The following is a 23,032-nucleotide window of genomic DNA, read 5'->3' on the forward strand; positions in this document are numbered from 1 at the left end:
ATCATGCCCACCGCAACCTTCACCGGATGGGCAACGGCCGCGCTGCTGCTGTCTTTACGCCTCGGCCCGCTATTCGTGCTCGCACCGCCATTTTCGCAACTCCGCATTCCGTTGAGGATTCGCGTCTGCCTCGTACTCTCATTGGCCGGCGCGTTCGCCACGCCCATTCCCGCCGCACGCCTGGACGCGTCCACTGCACTCGTCACCAGCGCGCTCGCCGAACTCGCACTGGGGCTCGCGCTAGCTTTTCCGTTTCAGGCGGCGTTCGCCGCGCTGTCGTTCGCCGGGCGCGCGCTCGACGTCCAGGCCGGCTTTGGCCTTGCGACGGTTATCGACCCCGGTTCGCGCGGCCCCGCCCCGCTGTTCGGCACGCTCCTCACGCTCGGCACCGGTGCAATATGCTTTGCGAGCGGCGCGCACCTCGAGCTACTGCGACTCGTCGCCGCATCGATCGAACGGATGCCGCCCGGTACCGCGCACGTCGTCGCGTCGCCACAAGCGTTCATCGGCTACTTCAGCATGGTCATGGCAATCGGTCTCGGCGCCGTCGCCGCCGTGATGCTCGCGCTATTCCTGATCGACCTGTCCATCGCATTCCTGTCGCGCACGCTGCCACAGTTGAATGCACTGATGCTCGGCCTACAGGTCAAGGCCATTGCCGCGATCGTCGTCACGGCGCTCTCGATCGGTCTCCTCGCGCCCGTCACCTTGCGGCTACTGCGTGCCGCGCTCGAATTCGCCCCTGCATCGGGAATTTTCTGATGGCTGATCAGGACCAGGAAAAATCCGAACAGGCAACTCGCTACAAGCTCGCCAGGGCACGCAAGCGGGGACAGCTGCCGCGCAGCCAGGAGCCCGGCATCGTGCTCGCCATCGCAGCTAGCGCCGGCTATCTGTGGTTGTCCGGGGATCGGATGGCCAGCCGGGTCGCCGCGCTCGCTATCCGTGTACTGAACGACGCAGCCGGCCTCCCGGCCGATGGTCGCGCGATCACGCACTGGCTCCGCGCACTATTGCCCGACACGCTGGCCATCGTCACGCCGCTGGTCGCTGCGGCAGCGGGTGGTGCCCTCGTCGGCGCGCTCGCGCAAGCCGGCTTCCTGTTCGCGCCCAACGCACTGAAGGTCGATTTCTCGCGGCTGAACCCGGCGGCCGGAATCAAGCGCCTGTTCTCGCTGCAGACCGTGCTTGACGCAGCCAGGGCCTGCGTCAAGCTGGCGGTCTATTGCACACTCGCCTACCGGTGCATCGTCGACGCGGTGCGCGCCGCGTCGCATGCCGGATTGACCGCGGCCGGCCTGGCCCGCGCGCTCGGCTCGGCCGGCCTCGCGCTCGCAGTACAGCTGCTGATCGCGGCGGCACTCTTCACCGTGCTCGATTACGCGCTCGTCCGGCGCCGATTCAACAAGCAAATGCGGATGAGCCGACACGAGGTCAAGCAGGAATACAAACAGCACGAGGGCGACCCTCGCATCAAACAACGTCGCAGGCAATTGCAGCGCGAACTGCTGCAGCGCTCGCGCAGCCTGCGGGGGATGCGCGGAGCCGATATCCTCGTGACCAACCCGACGCATTGCGCGGTCGGCCTGCGCTACACCCCCGTCGAGATGGCTGCGCCGACCGTCGTATCGAAGGGCGCCGGCGAGTTCGCGCTGCGTCTCAGGAAACTCGCGTTTATCCATCGCGTACAAATCATCGAGGCGCCGGCGCTCGCGCGTCAGTTGTTCCGCCACGGTGCGCTCGAGAAGGAAATCCCGCCGCAGTTGTTCACCGCGACCGCCGCTCTCTATCTGCGCGTCCGGCGCACGCAGGAGGCTGCGCGATGAGCTGGCTCGAGCACCGTCTCCGGGGCCAGTCCGATCTCGCACTCGTGTTCGCGGCGAGCGCGATCCTGCTGATTCTGTTCACGCCGGTCCCCGCCGCCCTGCTCGACCTGCTGATCATCGTCAATTTCGCGTTCGCGTTCACGATTCTCCTGTTGACGTTCTATGTGACCCGACCCGTCGAGTTCTCGACGTTTCCTTCACTGCTGTTGATCGCGACGCTGTTCCGCCTGTCGCTCAACGTCGCGGCGACGCGTCTCATCCTGTCCGGTGCCAACGCCGGCCAGGTCATCGATGCAATTGGCCAGTTCGCGGTACAAGGCAACTACGTGATCGGGCTGATCGTGTTCTTTATTCTCGTCGTGGTGCAGTACGTAGTGGTGACCAACGGTGCGCAGCGCGTCTCCGAAGTGGCTGCGCGCTTCGTGCTCGACGCGATGCCCGGCCAGCAAATGAGCATCGACGCCGACCTCAACATGGGCCTCATCGATCAGGACGAGGCAAAACGCCGCCGCAAGACACTCGAACGCGAAGCGGGCTTCTATGGTTCGATGGATGGCGCAAGCAAGTTCGTCAAAGGCGACGCAGTCGCCGGCATCATTATTCTGCTCATCGACATTCTCGGCGGCTGGGCGGTCGGTGTCGCGCAGATGGGCATGTCGTTTCCGGATGCGGTCCGCACGTTCACGCTGCTCACGATCGGGGACGGCATCGTCACGCAAGTGCCCGCGCTGGTGATCTCGGTCGCAACCGGCATCATCGTCACCCGTTCGTCCGCGGACAACGCGCTGAGCCACGAAGCACTGCGCCAGCTTGCTCGCTTTCCCAAGATCCAGCTGCTCGTCGCGGCGGCGCTGGCGGGTCTCGTCGCGTTACCCGGCATGCCTAAGTGGCCGGCCGCCCTTCTCGCGCTCGCAGTGCTCGGCGTCTGGGCCGGCACGCGGCCACGCCCCACGCCGGCAAACGAAGACACCACACCGCCGGCGCCGTCGCAGGACACGGCGAGCCCGACCGCGCTGCCGGCCGTCGAGGTCGTGTTCGGCACGGCACTGACGGCCGCCTGGCAGCCGATGCAAACCGTATTCGCCGAACGCATCGCAACCTTCCGTGAACAGTACGCCGACGAAAGCGGCTTTGTCGCGCCAGCCGTCGTGTTTCGCGATTCGACGCAACTGCCGCCGGATGAATACCAAGTGCGGCTGTTCGGCACTCGCTTCGGCCAGGCCGAGATGTATCCGGATCGCACGCTCGCGATCCATCCCGCCGGCGTGACGAGCACGCTGCCCGGTGCCCCGACGCGGGATCCGGCGTTCGGCCTGCCGGCCGTCTGGATCGACAACGACCAGCGAGATCGTGCGAAGGCGCTCGGCCACACGTGCGTCGATCCCGTCACCGCGCTTCTGACGCACGTCACCGAGCTGATCAAGACCCACGCGGCGCGCCTGTTTGGCCGTGCCGAAACGATCGCGCTGCTCGACGGCGTGCGCGCGCGCCAGCCCGGCCTCGTCGACGAAGTCGTGCCGAACGTGCTCGCCGTTGGCGACGTGCAGCAGGTGTTGCAAGGGCTGCTCGCCGAGCAGGTTCCGATCCGCGATATCGACCTGATCGTGCAGACGCTTGCCGACGTCGGACGCCACGAGAAAGACCCCGCGCGGCTTGTCGAGGCCGGGCGCCAACGCCTCGGGTATGCGATTTGCCAACGCGTGCAGGGCGAGCGCGACGCGCTTGCGGTGCTAACGCTCGACCCCGCGCTTGAAGCTGAAATCGCACGCAATCTCGCCGGCGCTGACGGTCACGGCACGCACGTGCTCGACCCACGGGTCGCCGAGCCCTTTCTGGCCCGCCTGTTGGCACACACCGAGACGATGATGCGTCAGGGACACACGCCCGCGCTGCTATGCCGGCCGGAAATCCGGCGTGCGCTCAAGACCTTCTCCCGCCGTGTCGTGCCGAGGCTCGTCGTGCTGTCGATCAATGAAGTGCCCGATGCGATTCCATTGCGCGCGTTCGCGACCGTCAGCATCGATCCGCCGCCGGCCGCATCACCTACATCCCCCGCATCGGCTGCGCCGCTAGCCGCATAAACCAACCATGTCAGAGACGCCTCGATGGATGACCTGATGACACTGTCGCTACGACTGATCTCGCTCGAAACACAGCGTGCGGAAACGGCTGCACGCAATCTTTCGAATATAGCGACGCCCGGCTATCAGCGCGAGATCACGTTCCACGACGTGCTCGCCGGCGACGCCACGCAAGCCGGCCGCGAACCGACGCTCCACCGGCTAGCCGATTTTTCACCAGGCCGGCTTGTCCGGACCGGTGATCCGTTCGACCTGGCGATCGCCGGCGACGGCTTCTTCGAAGTGCTGACTGACGCCGGCCCGGCATACACGCGAGCCGGTGCGTTCCGGCGCACGGCTGACGGACGCCTCGTCACCCGCACCGGCGGTTGGCCGCTGCAGGGCACGCATGGCGATATCGTCGTCAGCCTGGACGGCTGGCGCGTCGACCCGGACGGCACCGTGTTCGATCAGGGCATGCCGACGTCCGTCATTCGCGTCGCGGCGTTCGACGCACCGTCGCAGCTGCGACGCATCGCGGGCGGCCTGTACACGCCCGACGGTACGGCCGGTATGCGGACCGTCCAGACCCGGCTCGCCCAAGGCTTCACCGAGACCTCCAACGTCAGTGCTGCCGACGACATGGTGCGGCTCGTCGAAGCGATGCGCCGCGTCGAAACCGGACAAAAGCTCGTTCACGCCTACGACGACCTGATGGGCACCATATTGCAACGCCTCGGAGGCATGTGACATGAACAACCTGTTCTACATCGGCGCGACCGGTCTTGCCGCGCAACAAACTGCCGTCGATACGACCGGTCACAACATCGCCAACTTGAACACCCCTGCCTTCAAGCGAGGCGCCGTGACGTTTTCGACACTGCTGGCCGCGAGCAGTCTGTCCGCGCCGCGGCAGGAAACCGTCGCAACGGTCGGTCTGGCAGGCGGCTCGGGAGTCGCCGCCGAAACCCGACCAGTGTTCTCGCCCGGTACGCTGCGGCAAACCGACGACGCGTGGGATCTCGCGATCCGTGGCGAAGGCTTCATCGAGCTGGACGCGGCCGACGGCAACGTGATGTTGTGGCGGGGCGGCCGGCTGCGCGTCGGCGACGACGGCACGCTGCGCGCGTCGAACGGGCTCCCGCTGAAGGCGGCGATCTCGGTGCCGCGCGACGCCGAGCGACTCGACATCGCGCCGGACGGCCAAGTGCTCGCCGTGATCCCGAATCAGGCCGCGCCGCTCGAGGTCGGCCGGATCGAGATCTCGCAGGCGTCCGATCCGCGTGCGCTGCTGGCGCTCGGCGACGGCACCTATCGGATCGCCGACGACGGCGCCACCGTGATCCGCTCGCGTCCCGGCGAAGACAATGCGGGCACGCTCGCGCAAGGATTCAGCGAAGCGTCGAACGTCGCGCTCGCGGACGAACTCGCGAACTTGATGCTCTACCAGCGCGCCTATGCCGCGAGCGCAAAACTCGTCCAGGCCGGCGACGAGTTGATGGCGATCGCGAACGGCTTGAAGCGATGAGCATGCACCCTGGCAACTCCCACCCGCGCGGGGCGACGAACCGTTCGCGCCGTCTCGGGCCGGTCTCGGCGATCGCCTGCGGCGTGCTGATCGCGGCGCAGCTCAGCCACGCGGACACGCTCTACCGGGCCGATGCCTTCCAGCCGCTGGTCTCCGACCGTCGCGCGGGCGCGATCGGCGACATCGTCACGGTTCTCGTCTATGAACAGTCGAGTGCCAGCCAGACGGCCAACACGTCAACGCGCGCCGGCTTCTCGGTCAACGGCAGCGTCTCGACGCTCTATGCCGGCAACAATCGTGCACAGGTCGGCGCGGGCGACGACTATGGCGGCGGCGGACAAATCCAGCGCAGCGGCCGCCTGCTCGCACAACTGAGCGCAGCCGTCGTCGACGTGCTACCGAACGGCGATCTCGTCGTCGCAGGGGAGCAGCGCATCGACGTCAACGGCGAGAAGACCGGCATCCGCCTGAACGGACGCGTGCGCGCGATCGACATCGGCCCGGGCAATACCGTGTTGTCGACCCGGCTCGCCGATGCCCGGATCGATTACACGGGCGACGGTTTCGTCACCGATCGCACGAAACCGGGACTCATTCCCCGCTTTTTCGCGTGGCTCGGCCTATGGTGAGCCGCCTTCACACATGGCTCCGTCGCCTGTTGCCACTGGCCGCGCTCGCGCTGCTCGCCGCAGGTACGCCGTCGGCCGCCGCAAATACGAAAGCCGAGGTCCGGCTCAAGGATCTCGGACGCTTCCTCGGCTGGCGCGACAACATGCTGGTCGGATACGGAATCGTGACGGGCCTCGCCGGCTCCGGCGACTCGCCGCGCAACCAGGCGACTCGCCAGGCGTTGGCGAACCTGCTGTCGCAGTTCGATCTCGTCGTCGGACACGAGCAGATCCAGAGCCGCAACGTCGCGATGGTCATGGTGACGGCGGCGCTGCCGCCCGCCGCCAATCTCGGCGATGCGCTCGACGTCAATGTCACGTCGACGGGCGACGCACGCAGCCTCGCAGGCGGCACGCTGATCATGACGCCGCTGCGTGGGCCCGATCGCCGGATCTATGCGCTGGCGCAAGGCTCCGTGTCGGTCGGCGGCTACCGGTACGACGCGAACGGCAACCTGAAGCTGAAGAATCATCCAACGGTCGGCATCGTGCCAAGAGGCGGCATCGTCGAAATCGCAGTGCGCGCCGCGCTCGTCACACCGGACGGCAAGCTCCGCTTCGTACTTCGCGACCCCGATCCAGTCACCGCACAACGCATCGCGCAACGCATCAGCGGCACGCTCGGGCAATCGGCCGCGCGCGCGCTCGGCGCGGATGCCATCGAGATCGACGCGCCAACCGACCCGACGGCGCTCCTCTCGTTCGTCGCCCGCATCGAGACGCTGACGGTCGAGCCGGACCAACGCTCACGCGTCGTCGTCAACGAGCGCACCGGCACGGTAGTCGCCGGCGGCGATACGCGAATCTCCCCCGTCACGATTTCACACGGCGACATCCGGGTGTCGGTCACCACCGAATACTCGGCGTCGCAACCGAACTTCGTCACGTTCGGCGGACGTGACGTGCGCAGCCTCGTGCTCGCCAACAGCGAGCTGTCGGTCGACGAAGCGGGCCAAACCGTTGCCGTGTCGTTTCCGCGCGGCACGGTCGGGGACCTGGTGCAAGCGCTCGCGAAAGCGCGCGTCGGCACCCGCGATCTCATCGCGATCCTGCAAGCCGTCAAGGCTGCCGGCGCGCTGTATGCCGAACTGCTCATTCAATGAAGGAGAAGCAAGCGATGTCGATGGATTTAGTCGCCGCGATCGCCGGCAAGGCGATGGACGGCCTGTATGCACGCTCGGCCGCGCTCGCGCACAACGTCGCGAACGCCAACGCTGCCGCCGTCTCGCCACTGCGCGTGACGTTCGAGGATGCGCTGTCCGCCGCCGCGGCCGCGCGGCCCGGCGATACGACAGCTGCGCAACGCGCGCGCATCGAAGCCGTCCAGCCACGCACCGTTGCGACGCCCGATGCCCTCCGTCTCGATCGCGAAATCGCCGACGCGTCGCAGACGTCGGCGCGCTACGCGCTGCTCGCGGGCGTACTCACCCGCGCGCTGCAGCTTCGACAGCTCTCGGTGCGGGGAGGCTGAACATGTCCGACACGATTTTCGCCATCGCGCGCTCCGGCCTCGACGTCGAACGCCAGCGTCTCGAACTCATCGCTCGGAACTTCGCCAACGCGGGCGTATCCACTGCCCCCGGCGTCGAACCGTATCGGCCGTTGCGGCTCGTCTCCGGCCCGCCAATCGAACCGGCATTCCCGGAAGCGCTGCGGCGCGCACCCGGCGCGGCCCCGGCCGCGCTGCCTTCCGGCACCCGCGCGCTCAGCATCGACGCACTCGATACGCCGCCGCGCCTCGTGCGCGACGCCGCGCATCCGCACGCAGACGCGCACGGGCTGGTCCGCTATCCGGGCCTCGACCATGCGGCCGAAATGGCACTGCTGGTGCAAACGCTGCGTACCTATGAGGCCAACGTCGTGATGTTCAATGCTGCGCGTTCGATGTACCTGCGCGCGCTCGACATCGGAGGTCAATCATGACGCCAATCGAGGCCATTGCCGAATACGCGAACACGCCCTGGACAACGGCCCCGTCCCCACTCGCCGTGGACAGCTTCGGGATGCAGCTGATGTCAGGGGTACAGAACGTCGACCGGGCGCTGCATGCTGCCGAGGCAGCCAGCACCGCGATCGCACTCGGCGACGAGCAACCGCCGCACCAGGTCGTGCTGGCGCTAGAGGACGCACGATTCAAGCTGCAGCTCGCGCTCAACGTGCGCACGCGGCTCGTCGAGGGCTATCAGGAACTGATGCGGATGCAACTGTGAGATGAAGCAATCAATTTCCCGCCTCGGCGCCTACTTTCCTGCCGGCTCCCGCACGCGTCAATTTGCGCTCGCGGGCGCGCTCACCGCCGTGGTCGGCTGTGCAGGGCTCGCCGCCTGGCTGGCCTGGCGTCCGTCGTATCAGGTCCTGGCCCGCGATCTGAAGCCACAGGACGCCGCCGCCGTCGCCGCTCAGCTCGACAAGGAAAAGATACCGTTTCGCTATGACGAGCCAACGTCCGCAATCCTCGTGCCCGCGGACGACGCGCGCGCCGCGCGCGTCAAGCTGACGAGCGCTGACTTGCGTCTACAGGGTGTGGTCGGATTCGAGCTCTTCAATCAGAGCGACTTCGGCCTGACTGAATTCGCGCAAAAAGTGAATTACCAGCGCGCATTGCAAGGCGAACTCGCGCGCACGATCGCGACGCTCGATGCAATCGAGCTGGCACGCGTGCACCTGAGCCTGCCGGAGACGGCGCTGTTTCGACGCGATCGCAATCGTCCGAAAGCATCCGTCGCACTGTTCGTACGCGACGGTCATACGCTGGCTCCCGACGTCGTCAAGGGAATCCAGCGGCTGGTTGCTGCGGCCGTGCCCGAAATGTCGGCCGCCGACGTCTCGATACTCGATCAGCGGGGCGCGTCCGCCGATGCGCGCGGCATCGATTCCGACGATCCTCAGTTCGCGTTGAAGCATGCCGTCGAACAACGCTACGAACACAAGGTCCTCGCGCAACTCGCCCCCATCGCCGGCGCGGGTCGCGCGACGGTGAGCGTCGACGCCACGCTCGATTTCGATCAGATCCGCACCACGCGCGAATCCGGCCTCACGCAGTCGACGGCCGGTCCCGACGGCACGCCGGGTATGCCGACGCGACACACCGCTACCGGATGGCCGACCGTCAGCTTGCCGCCGCTACCCGGCGTACCGCCGGCGCCGCCCGCACCGGAAATCGCCCGCTCGGAAAGAAGCGTCGAACAAATCGTCAGGAGCCCGGGCGCGATACGCAAGCTGTCGGTCGGTATCGTGCTCGACGGCACGATGACGCCCGAGCGCACTGCCCGCCTGCGCGACATCGTGTCTGCATCGATCGGCCTCGATCCCGGGCGCGGCGACACGCTTGCGATCTATCTGCCAGACGCGCCGGCCGGGCCGACGGACAAACAAGTCGCACCACAGCCCGCCGCGATCGCTTTGACCACACGCGTGGACGGCGCGAGCGGCCCGCAGGCAGCCCCCGTTTCCGCATCGCAGGCGGCAGGGCCGCACTGGATTCGCTTCGCCGATCTCGACCGCGCACGCCCCTACGTGCCCGCCGTCGCCGCGGCAGCGCTCGGTGCCATCGCCGCGTGGGTCGCGCGTCGCAGAGTCGTCGCGCGGCAGACGCGACCCCGACGCCTGACCGATGCCCAACGGGCCGAATACGCCACACGCTTGCGGCGACTCCTCGCCGAACCAGGCGAATCACGTGAGGGTCGGCATGACGCACGTCGAAGATGAGCGCCGTCTGCGCCGAGCGATAGCGGAACTCGCCCGCTGCCGGATCGAGGACGTCGAATCAATCTGGAGCATGCTGTCCGACGCCGAGCGCGAACGGCTACGACCGTTGCTCGCGGACGCGTCCCGCGCGGCCGGCGGATCGGAAGAGGCGTCCGCGGTTGCGCCCGACGCCGAGACACCCACGCAGGTGGGCCGGCTCGCCCGCGCATTCGCGGTACTGCCGGTCGAACTCGCGGCACGCCTCGCAGCCGGACTCGACGATGCCGAACGCACGCTCGCGCTCGCCCATCTGACCGACGAGCGCCGGCACGTGCTCACCCGCTGCGTCGAAGCGCGCGCTGGCGGATTCCGTATCTCGCCCCGGGCGGCCGGCGCGCTGCGCGACGTCGTGCTGACGCTCGATGCGCCAGCCGACGCCGCGCCACCTGCACTCGCGTCGGCGCGGCTCCCGTTACGCACCCGGCTCCGCAACTTGGTAAGGAAAAGACGATGAACGTCATCCTGAAAGCGCATCGCGTGCGACTCGAGGGCGGCCGCAAGCGGCTGGCCGCAACAGCCGCAAGCGAGCCTGGCCCGGACGCCCTCCCCGTGACTGTTCCGCCCGACGGACGCACATCCGAAATCGACGCGCTGGCTGCACGGCTCGCCGAACTCGAGACGAAGTGCGCCGCGCTGGAAGGCGAGCGCGACAGCGCTTACCGCCGAGGCGTCGACGACGGTAGCCGCGCGGCCGATGCGAGTGCGAAGCGCGACGACGACGCGCGTGTCGACGCCTTGTCACGCGGCGTGCTGGACGCGCGCGCGTCGCTGGAGGCACGCTTCGCGTCGCTCGAAAACCTGGCACTCGACATCGCGCAAATCGCGTTGGAGCGGATTCTCGGCGCAACCGAGCACTATCCGGCGCTCATTGCACAAACGGTCCGGCATCACGTCGCGCAAATGGAGGCGAGTGTCGTACTGACCGTCGACGTATCGCGCACCGACTTCCCCGACGAAAACGCGTTGCGGCCGATTGGCTCGGCCGTACCCGAAGCGATCGTCAACGCGCATTCACACCTGCCTGCCGGTGCATGCCGGTTCGGACTCGCACCCGGTCGCGCCGAACTCGACCTCCCACGACAATACGACCGCCTGATGGCCGCCCTCACCCGGTTCCGCGACGATGCCGCACCGACCAGCCACTGAGCACGCGTACGTCGCGGCCATCCGCATGACCGATCCGGTGCGACGCACCGGCGTCGTCACGCGCGTCATGCCGACGTTCGTCGAAGCGGACGGCCCCGGTGCCGCGCTCGGATCGCTGTGCGCGATCGGCAGCAACCGATCGGAGCCCACACTTGCGGAGATCGTCAACGTCGAACGCACACGCGTCACGCTCGCGCCCTACACGACCGCGTCCGTCATCCGGATCGGCGATGAAGTCGCAGCACTGCAGGCGGGCGCGACGATTCCCGTCGGCGACGCGTATCTCGGCCGCGTCGTCGATCCACTCGGCCATCCGCTCGACGGCGCCGGGGCATTGGGCCAATGCACTGCGACGTGGCCGCTTGCCGGTCTCGCCACACCCCCGCTCACGCGGCAATCGCCCGAGCGAACGCTCGAAACCGGCGTGCGTGCGCTCGACGCGCTCCTGACGCTCGGCGTCGGCCAGCGCGTCGGCCTGTTCGCGGGGAGCGGCGTCGGCAAGACGACCCTGCTCGGAGCGCTCGCCCGCGACGTCGATGCCGACGTCCGCATCCTGTGTCTCGTCGGCGAACGCGGCCGCGAAGTCGAGGAGTGCTGGAACCGGACACTGTCCGCCGCGAACCGTGCTCGCACGACGCTCGTCGTCGCAACCTCCGACCAATCCGCCGCACTGCGTGCCCGCAGTGTGCCAGCCGCGCTGTCGCTCGCCGAATACTTCCGCTCGCAAGGCGCACATGTCCTGCTGATGATCGACTCCGTGACGCGCTACGCGCTCGCGCTGCGCGAGATTGGCCTCGCTGCCGGCGAGCCGCCGACCGTGCGTGCATATACGCCCGGTGTGTTCGCGGCACTACCGAAGATCGTCGAGCGTTGCGGCGCGTTGAAGAACGGCGGCGCGATCACAGCACTGATGACCGTGCTGACGGAAAGCGACGAGATCGACGACCCGATGGCGGAAACAATGCGCTCGCTGTTGGACGGCCACATCGTCCTGAGCAGGGCCCTCGCGGAACAGGGGCAGTTCCCGCCGATCCAGGTCCCCAAAAGCGTGAGCCGGGTCAGCCGGTACGTCGCCAGCGACACGGAACGCGCGCTGGCCGCCGACGCAATCGCCCAACTCGCGCTGTACGACACATCGAAGACGCTCGTCGAATCCGGGCTCTACACGGCCGGCAGCCATCCAGCACTCGATCGCGCCTTGCGCCTGCGCCCCGCGCTGCTCTCGTTCCTGCGCCAGGACGCCGACACTCGGACCGGGCGCGAACAGGCGATTGCAATGCTCGCCTCGCTACTGGAGGACAGCGCATGAAACCCTCGGATCGCTTGTCACTGGCAACGCGGATCGCCGAGCTCCGCGCCCTGCGGTTGTCGCGCGAGCGCGCCGCGGCACGACAGCTCGCGGCCGCCAGCCAGGGCGCATGCCGGCTCGAACGCGACGCAGCGGGCCGGTTGGCCGCCGTCGCACTGGCCGGACGATCCGGAACCGCGAGCGCCGCGCTGTCGAGCGACCTGCTGCGCAATCTCGCCGGCGCAATTGACGCGACGCGCGACACCTGGCTGACGGCGGTGGAATACGCACACTCAGCCGCCGCGAAGGTCGACGCACACCGCTCGACGCTTGAGCGGCAGCAGCAATATGCCGACGCAGCCGACGCGCTCGTCGCACAGGCACACGTCGCCGCACGGCGCGCGCGCGACAAGGCGGACGACGCGCAGCTCGAAGCGTGGCTGTCGACTCGGCGGAGGGTCGAGTGAACGCCCCCCCGACAACCGTCCGCCCTTCATTCGACGTTGCCTCCGGCAACACATCGGCGGTATCGCGACATCGAGACGACTCGCCATCGGCGTTCGCCCAAACCCTGCGCCGGCTCGAACGAGACATGTGGCGAGGGGCAACAGCCGGACACGCGCCATCGGCACCGAACCAGGCGGTCTCGCCGCGCGCTGCGCCGTCACTTGCGTCCGCGAGTGCTCCTGCTCCCGCACGACCGGCTCGCGCACCGGCCAGCGTGCCAGCTACGCCACCGAGTGTCGGGTACTGCTCGCCCATGCGACGCGACGTGGTAGTTGCCGAACCGGAAGCGACCGTATCGACACAACGCCCGCCGGCTCGGTCCGGCGGAAACGTGCAAGCGTTGCTCGCTCCCACGCCGCCCATGTCGATCGCGCCCGGCGCTCACCGTGCCGCATCCGTCACCGCCTCACCGCCGGCCCCCGCGACCTTCCCCTCGTCGTCACGTCACGCAGGCGAGACCGCACCCCGCCCAGCTTCAGGGCCGCACTGCCGGCTCAGCGTGCTGACGGGTGCCGTCGGCCTCTCGATCGCGGTACGCGCCGCCGGAATCGACGACTCGACGCTTGCGCAACGCGCCTTCGTCGAACTGCGCCGGCTCGGCGTGCCGTCCGCACGGCTCTTTATCAACGGCAGGCTTTTCATCGAAATGCACCGACTCTCAGGAGGAACACATGGCGATTGACTCCATCGGCCCCATGACAGGCAACGACCGGCAAACCGACCCGACCGGACTCGACCTGCAATCGCTGCTCCGGATCATCGTGACGCAACTCACTTATCAGGATCCGCTCAAGCCGGTCGACAACTACGAATTCGTGTCGCAGCTCGCACAGTTCACGTCGCTCGAGCAGAGCCGCCAGATCGCCGCCAAGATCGACGACCTGCTGTCCGTGCAATCCGCCACCCAGACCCTCGGGCTGCTCGGACGCAAAGTCGACATCCGCGGCGACGCGGGCACGATGACCGGCGTCGTCAAGGGCCTGTCGTTCAAGGACGGCGAACCGAAACTCACGATCGAGAGCGAGAGCGGGCAGTTCCTCGCGGATGCGACCGTGTCGCAAATCCTGACCGTTCGCTGAGGCGCCCATGCTCGACAGCCTCTATATCGGCATGAGTGGCCTGCGCGCCTACTCGAAAGGCTTGCAGACCATCGGCAACAATGTCGCGAACCTCAACACGCCCGGCTTCAAATCGTCGACGCCGCGCTTTCAGGATCTGTATGACGGGCGACCCACCGCGCGAGACGCGAAACGATCCGGCAGCGGCATCGCCTACGCGCACACGGCGCTGAATTTCCGGCAAGGTGAATTGCGCGGCAGTACCGGACAGCTCGATCTCGCCATCGACGGCGACGGCCTGTTCGCACTCCGCGACGGCGAAACGATTCGCCACGCGCGTACCGGCCAATTCCAGATCGCCGACGACGGCTCGCTGACCGAACGAACGAGCGGCCTGAAACTCGCCACGCTCGATGCGGCCGGCACGCTCGCGCCGATCTCGTTGGCACACCGTCAGCTCGATCCGCCACGCGCGACGCGCGTGGTCCGCTTCACCGACAACCTGTCGCCCGGCTCGACCGATTTTTCCGTATCGAACGTCGAGGTCTACGACGCGAACGGCGCGAAGCACACGCTGAAAGTATCGTTTGCGGAGGATACCGGCGTGATGCCGGGACGCTGGAAGGTCACCGTCACCGATTCCGACGGCATGCCGCTCCAGATCGGCACGCTGCAATTTCATGGCGGCATTCCTGAACCCGGCCAGGACAAGATCGACGTTACGCTGCCGTCGTCGCAGCTCACGGTGACGCTGGATTTTTCCGATGGCGTCACCGCGTTCTCGGCCGGCGCCACCTCGACTTTGCGGGTATCGAAGCAGGACGGCTACGCAGCCGGTACGCTCGCGTCGATGAGCATCGACCGCGACGGTCAGCTCGCGTTGCGCTACTCGAACGGCCAGACCGGCAAAGCCGGCACCATCGCGCTCGCCCACTTCGTCAATCCGCAGTTGCTGGTTCAGCTCGGCGCGGGCCTGTTCGACGCATCGCATCTCCCTGCGCCGCGTTACTCGAAAAGCGGCGATCCGCTCGTCGGTCAGTTGCGCTCCGGTGCGGTCGAGGCGTCCAACGTCGATCTGTCCGGCGAATTCGGACAACTGATCCTGATTCAGCGCGGCTTCCAGGCATCCTCCCAGGTCATCAGCACATCGAACGAGATGATCATGCAGTTGTTCCAAATGCGGGGGCAGGGATGAGCGAAGCGCCGTTGCGCTGGCGACCGCTCGCCGAGCGTGATCTGCTGGAAGCCGGCACGCTGTCGGAAAGCGCCATCGCCCCCTGGTTGCGCAACTGGTGCGACGACACACCGCGCGTCGACGACGTCGAGCGGATAGCGCCGCTGCAACCACCGCCTTGGTCGTCCGACGCCCATGTCTGGTCATGCGGGCCGCACCTGCACTGGGCCATCGAACCACGATCGCTCGACCGGCTCGCCCTGCGCGCGCTCGACCTCGAGCCCGCCCACGGCTTCGCCGCAACGCGCGCCGGTTACTGCGCCGACGTCGTGCGCGCGTTCGGAGAGTCGATGGCCGACGACCTGGCCGCCGCATTGTGCGCCCTCTGCGGCGGCGCCCCACCCAACGCGCGCCCCCTGCCGCAATCAGATGCGGCAAAACCGATCGCATCACGGTACGGCGCCGTACATGTCCGACTCGCGCTGGGTCCCGATGACACATACCTGTCGATTGTCTTCGCCGCACCGTTCTGGTGGGCCCAGCACGCCCCCCGCCACGCTTCGGCGACACGCAACGCCCCGTTGACACCGCGGACAACGGCAATCGAATCGATAAGCACACTCGTCCACGCCCGACTCGGCGTCGTGGCGCTACCCGTCGCCCAATTGCTCGACCTCACGCCCGGCGATGTCCTCGTGCTCGCCGATCGGCTCGATCCCGACATTTCCGTCACGACCGGACATCCCGGCCAGATCGCGGTCGGCTTCGGCCGCCTCGGTCGCACTGACGGACAACTTTCCATTCAACTGCAATCGCTCGTCGAACCCAAGGATCACCGATGACCAGCCACGCCCCCCCCCGACCGCCCCGTCGTCATGCGTGTCGACCTTCCCGAGCACGGGCCGGTCGAGACCTCCGATGCGCGCGCGGCCGCCCAGCCGCGCCTCGATCTCGTCGGCGACGTCATCGTTTCCCTCGACGTGCATCTCGGTTCAGGCACCCTCGCCGTCAAGGAGCTGCTGGCCTTGCAGTCCGGCTCGGTCGTCATGCTCGACCGCCTCATCGACGACTGCGTCGACGTCCGACTCAATGAGCGCACGGTGGCCCGCGCCGAGATCGTCGCCGTCGGCGACCAGTTCGGCATCCGGATCGTCGAAATCGTCGAGGAACGCTGAATGCGGCCATCATTCGACTCGTCATTGAAACCGCCGCCGGCGTCGATCGCATCCGACACCAGCGCCGGCGCCGACGCGACCTATTCGCTCGCACGTTTGCCGGCACTCGGCGACGGTATCGACCTCTATCGAATCGGCGGTGCGCTTCTCGTCTGCGTGGTGCTCGGCATCGTCGTCATGCTGGCGCTGCGTCGATACGGAGGTTCCTTTCCCGGAGGGCGCGGCACGCAATCAACCCGGAAAAGGCTGACGATCGTCGAGACCGCACGCCTTGCTCCGCGCGCGACACTTCATCTGATCGAATACGACGAGCGGCGCGTGCTCCTCGTCCTTCACGCGAACGGCGTCTCGCTGCTCGATGCGCATGCGCATCCGTCGTCGGAGGCGACATCATGACCGGAAGCCTCCTGCCCGACTCGCGCCGGCGCTCCGCGCCGTCGTGCATGCTGGGCCTGCTGGTAGCCGCTGCGCTGATCGGCGGGCTCGCGATGCACGGGACCGCAACCGCCGCCGCCGCGCCGCAGCACGGGGCCTCCTTCGCACTCGATCGGAACGGCGCGTCGGAAGCCGTGCGCATCGCGGTGCTGTTGACGCTGCTCAGCATCGGTCCGGCCCTCGTGGTCTCGATGACGGCATTCATCCGGATCGTCATCGTGATGTCGATGATCCGGCATGCGTTCGGGATGCCCGAAACTCCGCCGACGCCCGTGCTGATCAGCCTCGCACTATTCCTGACCGCCTTCGTGATGATGCCCACGTTCGAAACCCTGCATCGCGACGCGCTGCAGCCGTTCATGGACGGCCGCATCGCCGTCGATCGCGCGCTGGAACTTGGCGCCGCACCGTTGCGCGATTTCATGCTGCGCCAGGTGCGCGACGACGAACTGCGGTTGATGTACGAACTGTCCCGCAAGCCGTTGCCCGCTTCGGCCGACGAGGTAGGGCTGCTGCAACTCACGCCGGCCTTCATCCTGAACGAGCTGCGCGTCGCATTCCAGATCGGCTTCGTCGTGCTGTTGCCGTTTCTGTTGCTGGACCTTGTGGTATCGACCGTCCTGTTGTCGCTCGGCATGCTGATGGTGCCGCCTGCGACCATCTCGCTACCGCTCAAGATCCTGATGTTCGTTCTGATCGACGGCTGGGGGCTCGTGATGCGAGGCGTGCTCGGAGGATTCAGATGACGCAGGCGGGCGCGTGGAACCCGGACACGCCCTCGGTGGACGACGCCGGCACCGCTCCCGAAACGGGGCTGTGGCGGAGGTGGGCGGTCGAGCGCAGCCCAGGGGCCCGAGAAGCCGTATTTGCGCATTACCTGCCCTACGCACGCGCGATCGCGGCTCGACTGTATGCGGGACGACATCGCGACGACGTTGAGTTCAAGGATTTCGTTCAACTGGCCTGCATCGGCCTGCTCGAATCGATCGATCGCTTCGATCCTGCACGCGGCGTGACCTTCGAGACGTTTTGCACGACGCGCGTGCGAGGCGCGATCCTGACCGGCGTCGAGAAACTGACCGACGGGCAGGAGCAGATTTCGTTCTCCCGACGCGTGCGCAGGGAACGGGTCGCGTCGCTGCAAACCGACGGCGATCGAGCGACACGCCCGGGCCGCGATGCGTTGCAGGCGCTCGGCACACTGGCGGCCGGACTGGCGATTGGATTCATGCTGGACGGCACGGGCCTCATCGCACCGACGGCGGATGACGCGCCAACGGGCGATCCGACGCTGCCTGGCGCGGCCTATCACGGCATTGCGTGGCGCCAGACGAAAGCGCGACTGGTAGACGCAGTCCGGCATCTGCCTGAACGCACGCGCAAGATCATTCAGTATCACTATTTTCACGGCCTCGCATTCGAGCAGATCGCCGACATTCTCGGCGTCAGCAAAGGCCGGATCTCGCAATTGCATCGCACTGCGCTGGCGGAACTGCGCGAGCGGCTCGGCGAAGCAGAGTACATGCATCTAATCGGATAGGAGAGATCGATGAATCGCAATGAACCCCGCGCCATGTTGTGCGACGACGATACGATGGACGAAATCGTCGGCATCGTCGACAGGCCAGGCAGCGAAGCGCTGGAGCTACTCAGCGCCGCGCTCACGCACTGGCCCGACGATCATCGACTCTGGTTCTTGCGCGGGTCGATCTACGCCGGGGATCAGCGTCGCGCCGAAGCACGCGTCGATTTCGCGCGAACAGTCGCACTCGCACCGGATTTCGCCATTGCGCACTTCATGTTGGGTTTCGTCGACTTACTCGACGGACACGTACAGAATGCGACGGTTCGCTGGGAGGCGCTCGACTCGGAACAGTCCGAGCACGAAGAACTGCAGTTGTTCAAAACCGGATTGCTCGCGCTGTGCGACGATCGGTTCGATATGGCACTCGATTGGTTAAAGCAGGGAATCGCGGTGAACGAGCGCTATCCGGGTATCAACGCCTACATAGCGAGCATCGTTGCGCACATCGACGCCTTCAAACGGGATGCCACCGGCGACGCGGAAGACGGGCATCTGCTTTTGGCCGGGTATCTGGCGTTTCGTACCCGACATTAATCATCATCGGAGCACGCATGGATCCTGTTTCAACGCTCAATCAGGTATTGGCGCTGCTACGGCAGCAAGTCATCGACCGGACACGGCGTCAGATGAGCGGGGAGGCGAGTCGCGCACCCACGCACGGCAACGCGCCGGCGGCAGCACGCGTGGCCGGGTCGGATTTGGGCGCGCTGCTGCGCGAAAGAATCGATGCGTTACGCACCGCCGGCGTCGACGATCAGGCCCTGTTGGAGCGCATAGCCATCAACGTCGTGCTGCGACATGAATTCGGCGCGACGCTCGGCAATGAGCCGGAGTTTCAGGAGATGGTGGAGTGGGTTTGGAAGGGGATGACGGACGACGTGCAAACGTCGGCGCTGCTCGGTGACGTGGTACATGGACTCGGGCATCGGCCGGAAAAGCGGTGAAACCGAGGTACGCCCCCTTACCTTAGCTCTTTCGATTTGTCTCTTCGCGTATCGCCGTGTTTCGCGCTGTGCCACGTACAGCAATCACATCCCCGGGTAGCGTCCGGAACTCGATGCAATTTGCCTCGATTGACATACCTGAGCCATCGTGATGATGCAGGTAGGAAAAGACTCCGCCCCCGACGAAATGCAATGTATGGGATGTCGTCCGGTGTACGTGCATGATCTCATGTCGCAGGACCAGTGCGATGTCGTCGATCTGCACCTGCCGAATCGCTGGTATGGTCGCACTGATGTCGCCTGACTCGGAAACGAGATATTTGTCACCCGCGGGCCCTTCGACAACGTGGCTGCCGTTCGGGAAGTCGGTTCGCTTTCCGCCGGGAATGTCGACTGATGATATGGCCGGCGTGGTAGCTGGCCGGGTAGGGTGCGGCGGCGGGTTCTGGTCGTCCTGCATTTGGTCAAGTCGCGCAAATTATTGAGATAGACCGGCTGCTTTTGCATTGCTGACGGATTCCGATGCCGACAGCACCTTCTCAGACGAATTTTTCGTCTGGCTCGTCTATTCTGATACATTGACGTCGACGATCCCATTGGACAAGTTCGATTCTTTGCGGCTTGTTCAAAGCAGCAATGCGCTTTCCTCCAAGCCCTGCTCCAGTGACGAATTCGGCTCGCTCTGCTCGCAAATAGCCACCGCGGCTTGAACGTGCTTGCCGTGTTCGTCACCTTGTTCGGTATCGTCAGCGACCTCGGTGAACTTGCTCTTCTTCACGGCATGACCTCCTGGTCTCGATGACAACGTCATGCCGGAATTTTCCACGTTCAACTGGGACAGTTTTGTGGGCTAGGGTCACTCCAACCCAAGCCTCACGATTCGAACGCCCAACTCCTTCAATCGCAACACGGCCGCGTCATAAAGGTCCGGATCATTTATTGGAAGATCGAACTCCCTCCCCTCTGAATTCCGATAGCAAATCATCTCAGAAACAGGGGTCAGCTCAATAAAATAATTCTCGATGGTTAGCCCTTGCGCAAACAAGAACTCATCAGCCCTTTGAACAGTTTTTTCGCTCATGATCTTTCCCTTACCGCGTCATCGGCGATTTACCAAAACCCGGGTAGAAAATAGTGTTGTCAGTGGACCCCGGCCCCCAGAAGATTCTAGTAGGCAACGGTGTCGCATTGGGATTGCTCGTCAACTCTCTAAAATATCTCGCGTTCACCATGTTCATATCCTGTGTTGACGGCCACATCTGGAAGGCGTTTTCATTTGGATGAACATGGCCGATCAAGCGCGCATCTCGCGGAACCGGGCTCGTCCAGGCATCGCCGCTGTACAGCTTCTTAACGACGGCGCCATCCACGCGCTCGGTCACCAAAGAAAACTCAACTCGTCTCCCTCCAAGGGTCGCTAGATCATAGACATCGCCAAAACGAACTGTGCGATCAGAAAGGATTACACCCTGCTCTCCGGGTAATGCCCCGGTTGTGCGCAATTCAGCCATTGTGGAGTGCGTACCCAAACCGTCGGTTCGCACAAAGCGAGCGCCACCCGCACCGCCAGCCTGGGCAGCCATCTCTACAGATGTGCCGACAGTGCTTTCGACGGTTCTCGCGAACGCCTGTCGAAGGGCACCGCCGCCTCCCATTAACGCTAGACCAGCCTCACCAAATGCTTGCAGTTGCTTCGCAGCCGCCGTTCCGTAATTGCCGTTGTTCCATGCAGCACGTGCGGCATCAGCGCTCTCGGCACCGATCATCTGATAACCGAAATTCTTGAAGCTTTGCGCTGCATCTCCAACCAGCTTGCCTGCATATGCCGCGCCCGGACTCGGATCCAGCACGCCAGCGTATCCGCCTCGGTAACCGCGAATTGCAGCATCGAGTGGTATTTCGCCCGCAGCCGGGCCAGCCGCTTGGACACCCGACAACGCATCCCACGATAAAGCCGGCGCAGCGTTCATCGCAGACCTGAAGGCCGCTGCGTTCAGGTCAACCTTGCTGGTATCAACTAGATCTGAAGACGACCACGCAGCCAGCGCACCACCATACCCCGGACCGTACGCGCCACTGCCACCATCGATCCACGCCCTGTCCGGCCTGACCTCCATCGTCGGCAAGAAACCAAGCTCCCGAACGGATTCGAGCGCTCCCGGCCCAGCAAACTGAGCCCCTGCATACGGACTCGGCGTATTGCTGTAAGCCTCAATTGCACCGGTCAGCGCACCCAGGAATTGCGCGTCGTCGGGATGCATCGGTGTCGCATTGTTTTTCGCAGCCGACGCGGCTTGCATCTGGTCGGCCACCATATTGCCAACGGTGCTCGCCACCGCATCCGCCGCAATTGCTCCAATGTTCCGCCCCAGACTCCCGCCTCGCACCACCATACTCGCCGACCCAGCCGCCATACCCGCAACCAAGCCGCTCGCGAACCGCCCGCCGTCCGAACCCATCTGGAAACCCAAACTCGTCCCAGCCTGATTCGCCAACGCACCCGCCTGATACCCCGCTCCCGACGCGATCGCACTCGCCGCCACGCCCTTCCAGTCGAAACTATGCTGCAACCCCGTCGCCACGCCAATGCCCTGCGTCGCCACCGACCGCACGGCGCCTTGTGCAATCGCCGACGCCACCGAGTTCGTCGCCCCCAGCGCGCCACCCGCGCCCGCTGTCACACCTCCGCCCACCGCCCCCAGCGCCACACCCTTCCAGTCGAAACCGCTCTGCGCACCACCCGCGATCATCGCTCCTTGCGCCGACGCAGCCCCCACCGCTCCGCCCACCACCGACGCACCCACTCCCGCGAGGCCCGCTCCCCCCGTCAACGCCGTGCCCCCCGCCGACATCATCGCGCTGAACGACGCCCCTGCCGGCGCGGTCAGCGCCCCCGCCGTGAACACCGTCGCCACCACCGCCACCACGATCGCAATCACCGGCAGGAACCCGCAGCACCCGCCTCCACGACTCGGCGGCGGCGGCGGATCCGGCAGCGTCGGCTGCGTGTTCCCGATGGCCTTGCCCGGATCGTACGGCTTGAACGTGCTCGCCGTGTTGTGCACGTTCGTCACCTTGTTCGGCACCGTCAGCAACCGGCCCGCCTTCAGCTCGTCCGTGCTCTTCAATCCGTTCGCGTCCGCCAGCACGTACCACAGCGTCTCGTCCCCCCATAGCGCTGACGCGATCGACTTCAACGAATCGCCATCCCGCACCGTCCAGACGCCTGGACTCGTGCCCGGGTACACGCCGTTGATCGTCATGAAGCTTTCGTCGAAATCCGCCGTCCCCATCGGCGTGAACACCTTGATTCGGCAATTGCCGGCGTCGACAGCGCCCCCCCTCGGACGACGAACATCGCGTCGTTGTCGACGACTGGCTGCGTCGCGCGGTCGACGGAATTCGAGCAATGTCCCTCGATGACGACGAGCGACGGCACGTCGCGGGAAGGCTTTTCTGACGCATTGAACACAGATACGACAACGCCCGCTTACGCGGGCGTCGATGCAAGCGCACTAGCGCTCTCTATCTGAATCGCTCATAGAAACTTGCATCGTACCAATCGTCGTCAAAGGCCAGCAATTGCTTACGAAGAACGTGGCGTACCCGCTCACTTCGCTCACCATCTAGCCAAATTTGGATGGCTTCGCGCACCTCTGGCCATTTCAGCTCATGCATGCAATATTCGACCAACTCCGGCGGGCCCTTCTCTGGATTACGAAGCACATCGAGAAACGCATCCACAAGTTCTATCCGATGACTAGGGTGATCCTGTACAAATATCAGGACAGCCTCTAACGCAGGCTCGAGTGGCTTATCCATAGCACTCCCAGCTATGAATTCCGCGTGCGCAGAAAGTTTGAAAAACTGATCAGTAATTTCGCTCATCTG

General features: G+C 65.6%; 29 protein-coding genes. 25 read left to right on the forward strand and 4 right to left on the reverse strand.

What is annotated here, in order from left to right; all coding sequences use genetic code 11:
* The first annotated feature begins 3 nt into the window (after positions 1-3).
* From CFB40_RS15965 to CFB40_RS16085, 25 genes are all read left to right on the forward strand, one after another.
* Positions 4-762, forward strand: a complete 759-nt coding sequence (locus tag CFB40_RS15965; RefSeq protein WP_089431745.1) for a flagellar biosynthetic protein FliR — start codon at positions 4-6, stop codon at positions 760-762.
* Positions 762-1,826 (forward strand): EscU/YscU/HrcU family type III secretion system export apparatus switch protein, encoded by a 1,065-nt coding sequence (locus CFB40_RS15970; protein WP_089431746.1) that lies wholly within the window; start codon positions 762-764, stop codon positions 1,824-1,826. The genes CFB40_RS15965 and CFB40_RS15970 overlap by 1 nt, the downstream gene beginning before the upstream one ends.
* The gene (locus CFB40_RS15975; RefSeq protein WP_089431747.1) at positions 1,823-3,907 is read left to right on the forward strand and encodes a flagellar biosynthesis protein FlhA; all 2,085 of its coding nucleotides are present in this window, start codon (positions 1,823-1,825) and stop codon (positions 3,905-3,907) included. The genes CFB40_RS15970 and CFB40_RS15975 overlap by 4 nt, the downstream gene beginning before the upstream one ends.
* Positions 3,908-3,931: 24 nt before the next feature.
* Positions 3,932-4,636, forward strand: a complete 705-nt coding sequence (locus CFB40_RS15980) for a flagellar hook-basal body protein (RefSeq protein WP_089431748.1) — start codon at positions 3,932-3,934, stop codon at positions 4,634-4,636.
* 1 nt (position 4,637) lies between these two features.
* Positions 4,638-5,414: a flagellar hook-basal body protein gene (locus tag CFB40_RS15985; protein WP_089431749.1), complete on the forward strand. Its 777-nt coding sequence runs from the start codon at positions 4,638-4,640 to the stop codon at positions 5,412-5,414.
* Complete coding sequence (locus tag CFB40_RS15990) at positions 5,411-6,043, forward strand: flagellar basal body L-ring protein FlgH (RefSeq protein WP_089431750.1); 633 nt, start codon at positions 5,411-5,413, stop codon at positions 6,041-6,043. Before CFB40_RS15985 ends, CFB40_RS15990 begins: the two co-directional genes overlap by 4 nt.
* On the forward strand, positions 6,037-7,185 hold the full coding sequence (gene flgI / locus CFB40_RS15995) for a flagellar basal body P-ring protein FlgI (protein ID WP_089431751.1): 1,149 nt from the start codon (positions 6,037-6,039) through the stop codon (positions 7,183-7,185). The genes CFB40_RS15990 and flgI overlap by 7 nt, the downstream gene beginning before the upstream one ends.
* 14 nt (positions 7,186-7,199) lie before the next feature.
* Entirely contained in the window at positions 7,200-7,553 is a 354-nt protein-coding gene (locus tag CFB40_RS16000) for a hypothetical protein (protein WP_089431898.1), read from the forward strand.
* 2 nt (positions 7,554-7,555) lie between these two features.
* Positions 7,556-8,005: a flagellar basal body rod protein FlgC gene (locus tag CFB40_RS16005; protein WP_089431752.1), complete on the forward strand. Its 450-nt coding sequence runs from the start codon at positions 7,556-7,558 to the stop codon at positions 8,003-8,005.
* Entirely contained in the window at positions 8,002-8,292 is a 291-nt protein-coding gene (locus tag CFB40_RS16010; protein ID WP_089431753.1) for a flagellar hook-basal body complex protein FliE, read from the forward strand. Before CFB40_RS16005 ends, CFB40_RS16010 begins: the two co-directional genes overlap by 4 nt.
* Before the next feature lies 1 nt (position 8,293).
* Entirely contained in the window at positions 8,294-9,790 is a 1,497-nt protein-coding gene (fliF, locus tag CFB40_RS16015) for a flagellar basal-body MS-ring/collar protein FliF (protein WP_089431754.1), read from the forward strand.
* On the forward strand, positions 9,771-10,283 hold the full coding sequence (locus tag CFB40_RS16020; protein ID WP_089431755.1) for a hypothetical protein: 513 nt from the start codon (positions 9,771-9,773) through the stop codon (positions 10,281-10,283). The genes fliF and CFB40_RS16020 overlap by 20 nt, the downstream gene beginning before the upstream one ends.
* Entirely contained in the window at positions 10,280-10,975 is a 696-nt protein-coding gene (locus CFB40_RS16025) for a hypothetical protein (RefSeq protein WP_089431756.1), read from the forward strand. The genes CFB40_RS16020 and CFB40_RS16025 overlap by 4 nt, the downstream gene beginning before the upstream one ends.
* Before the next feature lie 25 nt (positions 10,976-11,000).
* Positions 11,001-12,284 (forward strand): FliI/YscN family ATPase, encoded by a 1,284-nt coding sequence (locus tag CFB40_RS16030; protein ID WP_256976719.1) that lies wholly within the window; start codon positions 11,001-11,003, stop codon positions 12,282-12,284.
* Positions 12,281-12,730 carry a hypothetical protein gene (locus CFB40_RS16035; protein WP_143329849.1) on the forward strand — a complete coding sequence of 150 codons (450 nt, stop codon included), beginning with the start codon at positions 12,281-12,283 and terminating at the stop codon, positions 12,728-12,730. The genes CFB40_RS16030 and CFB40_RS16035 overlap by 4 nt, the downstream gene beginning before the upstream one ends.
* A gap of 539 nt (positions 12,731-13,269) precedes the next feature.
* Complete coding sequence (locus CFB40_RS16040) at positions 13,270-13,452, forward strand: hypothetical protein (protein ID WP_089431759.1); 183 nt, start codon at positions 13,270-13,272, stop codon at positions 13,450-13,452.
* Entirely contained in the window at positions 13,442-13,849 is a 408-nt protein-coding gene (locus tag CFB40_RS16045) for a flagellar hook assembly protein FlgD (protein WP_089431760.1), read from the forward strand. Before CFB40_RS16040 ends, CFB40_RS16045 begins: the two co-directional genes overlap by 11 nt.
* 7 nt (positions 13,850-13,856) lie before the next feature.
* A complete protein-coding gene (locus CFB40_RS16050; protein ID WP_089431761.1) occupies positions 13,857-15,023 on the forward strand; it encodes a flagellar hook protein FlgE in 1,167 nt (388 codons plus the stop codon).
* Positions 15,020-15,844: a FliM/FliN family flagellar motor switch protein gene (locus CFB40_RS16055; protein ID WP_089431762.1), complete on the forward strand. Its 825-nt coding sequence runs from the start codon at positions 15,020-15,022 to the stop codon at positions 15,842-15,844. Before CFB40_RS16050 ends, CFB40_RS16055 begins: the two co-directional genes overlap by 4 nt.
* Positions 15,845-15,877: 33 nt before the next feature.
* Positions 15,878-16,177, forward strand: a complete 300-nt coding sequence (locus CFB40_RS16060; RefSeq protein WP_089431763.1) for a FliM/FliN family flagellar motor switch protein — start codon at positions 15,878-15,880, stop codon at positions 16,175-16,177.
* 24 nt (positions 16,178-16,201) lie between these two features.
* On the forward strand, positions 16,202-16,573 hold the full coding sequence (locus CFB40_RS16065; RefSeq protein ID WP_256976721.1) for a flagellar biosynthetic protein FliO: 372 nt from the start codon (positions 16,202-16,204) through the stop codon (positions 16,571-16,573).
* Positions 16,574-16,620: 47 nt separating this feature from the next.
* Entirely contained in the window at positions 16,621-17,358 is a 738-nt protein-coding gene (fliP, locus tag CFB40_RS16070; RefSeq protein ID WP_256976724.1) for a flagellar type III secretion system pore protein FliP, read from the forward strand.
* On the forward strand, positions 17,355-18,152 hold the full coding sequence (locus tag CFB40_RS16075; RefSeq protein WP_089431765.1) for a sigma-70 family RNA polymerase sigma factor: 798 nt from the start codon (positions 17,355-17,357) through the stop codon (positions 18,150-18,152). Before fliP ends, CFB40_RS16075 begins: the two co-directional genes overlap by 4 nt.
* A 9-nt stretch (positions 18,153-18,161) precedes the next feature.
* On the forward strand, positions 18,162-18,731 hold the full coding sequence (locus CFB40_RS16080; protein WP_089431766.1) for a tetratricopeptide repeat protein: 570 nt from the start codon (positions 18,162-18,164) through the stop codon (positions 18,729-18,731).
* Between the two features lie 17 nt (positions 18,732-18,748).
* Positions 18,749-19,141 (forward strand): hypothetical protein, encoded by a 393-nt coding sequence (locus tag CFB40_RS16085; RefSeq protein ID WP_089431767.1) that lies wholly within the window; start codon positions 18,749-18,751, stop codon positions 19,139-19,141.
* A gap of 625 nt (positions 19,142-19,766) precedes the next feature.
* Here the strand turns inward: CFB40_RS16085 and CFB40_RS38665 are convergent.
* The 4 genes from CFB40_RS38665 to CFB40_RS38010 form a co-directional block, all read right to left on the reverse strand.
* Positions 19,767-19,919, reverse strand: a complete 153-nt coding sequence (locus CFB40_RS38665) for a hypothetical protein (RefSeq protein WP_179255279.1) — start codon at positions 19,917-19,919, stop codon at positions 19,767-19,769.
* A 78-nt stretch (positions 19,920-19,997) separates the two neighbouring features.
* Positions 19,998-20,222, reverse strand: a complete 225-nt coding sequence (locus CFB40_RS16095; RefSeq protein WP_089431769.1) for a hypothetical protein — start codon at positions 20,220-20,222, stop codon at positions 19,998-20,000.
* A 10-nt stretch (positions 20,223-20,232) separates the two neighbouring features.
* Complete coding sequence (locus tag CFB40_RS16100; protein ID WP_143329850.1) at positions 20,233-22,446, reverse strand: LysM peptidoglycan-binding domain-containing protein; 2,214 nt, start codon at positions 22,444-22,446, stop codon at positions 20,233-20,235.
* Positions 22,447-22,666: 220 nt separating this feature from the next.
* Positions 22,667-23,029 carry a hypothetical protein gene (locus tag CFB40_RS38010; protein WP_143329851.1) on the reverse strand — a complete coding sequence of 121 codons (363 nt, stop codon included), beginning with the start codon at positions 23,027-23,029 and terminating at the stop codon, positions 22,667-22,669.
* Positions 23,030-23,032: the final 3 nt, after the last annotated feature.

The sequence above is a fragment of the Burkholderia sp. AU31652 genome (assembly GCF_002223155.1).
In the GTDB taxonomy this organism is placed as follows: domain Bacteria; phylum Pseudomonadota; class Gammaproteobacteria; order Burkholderiales; family Burkholderiaceae; genus Burkholderia.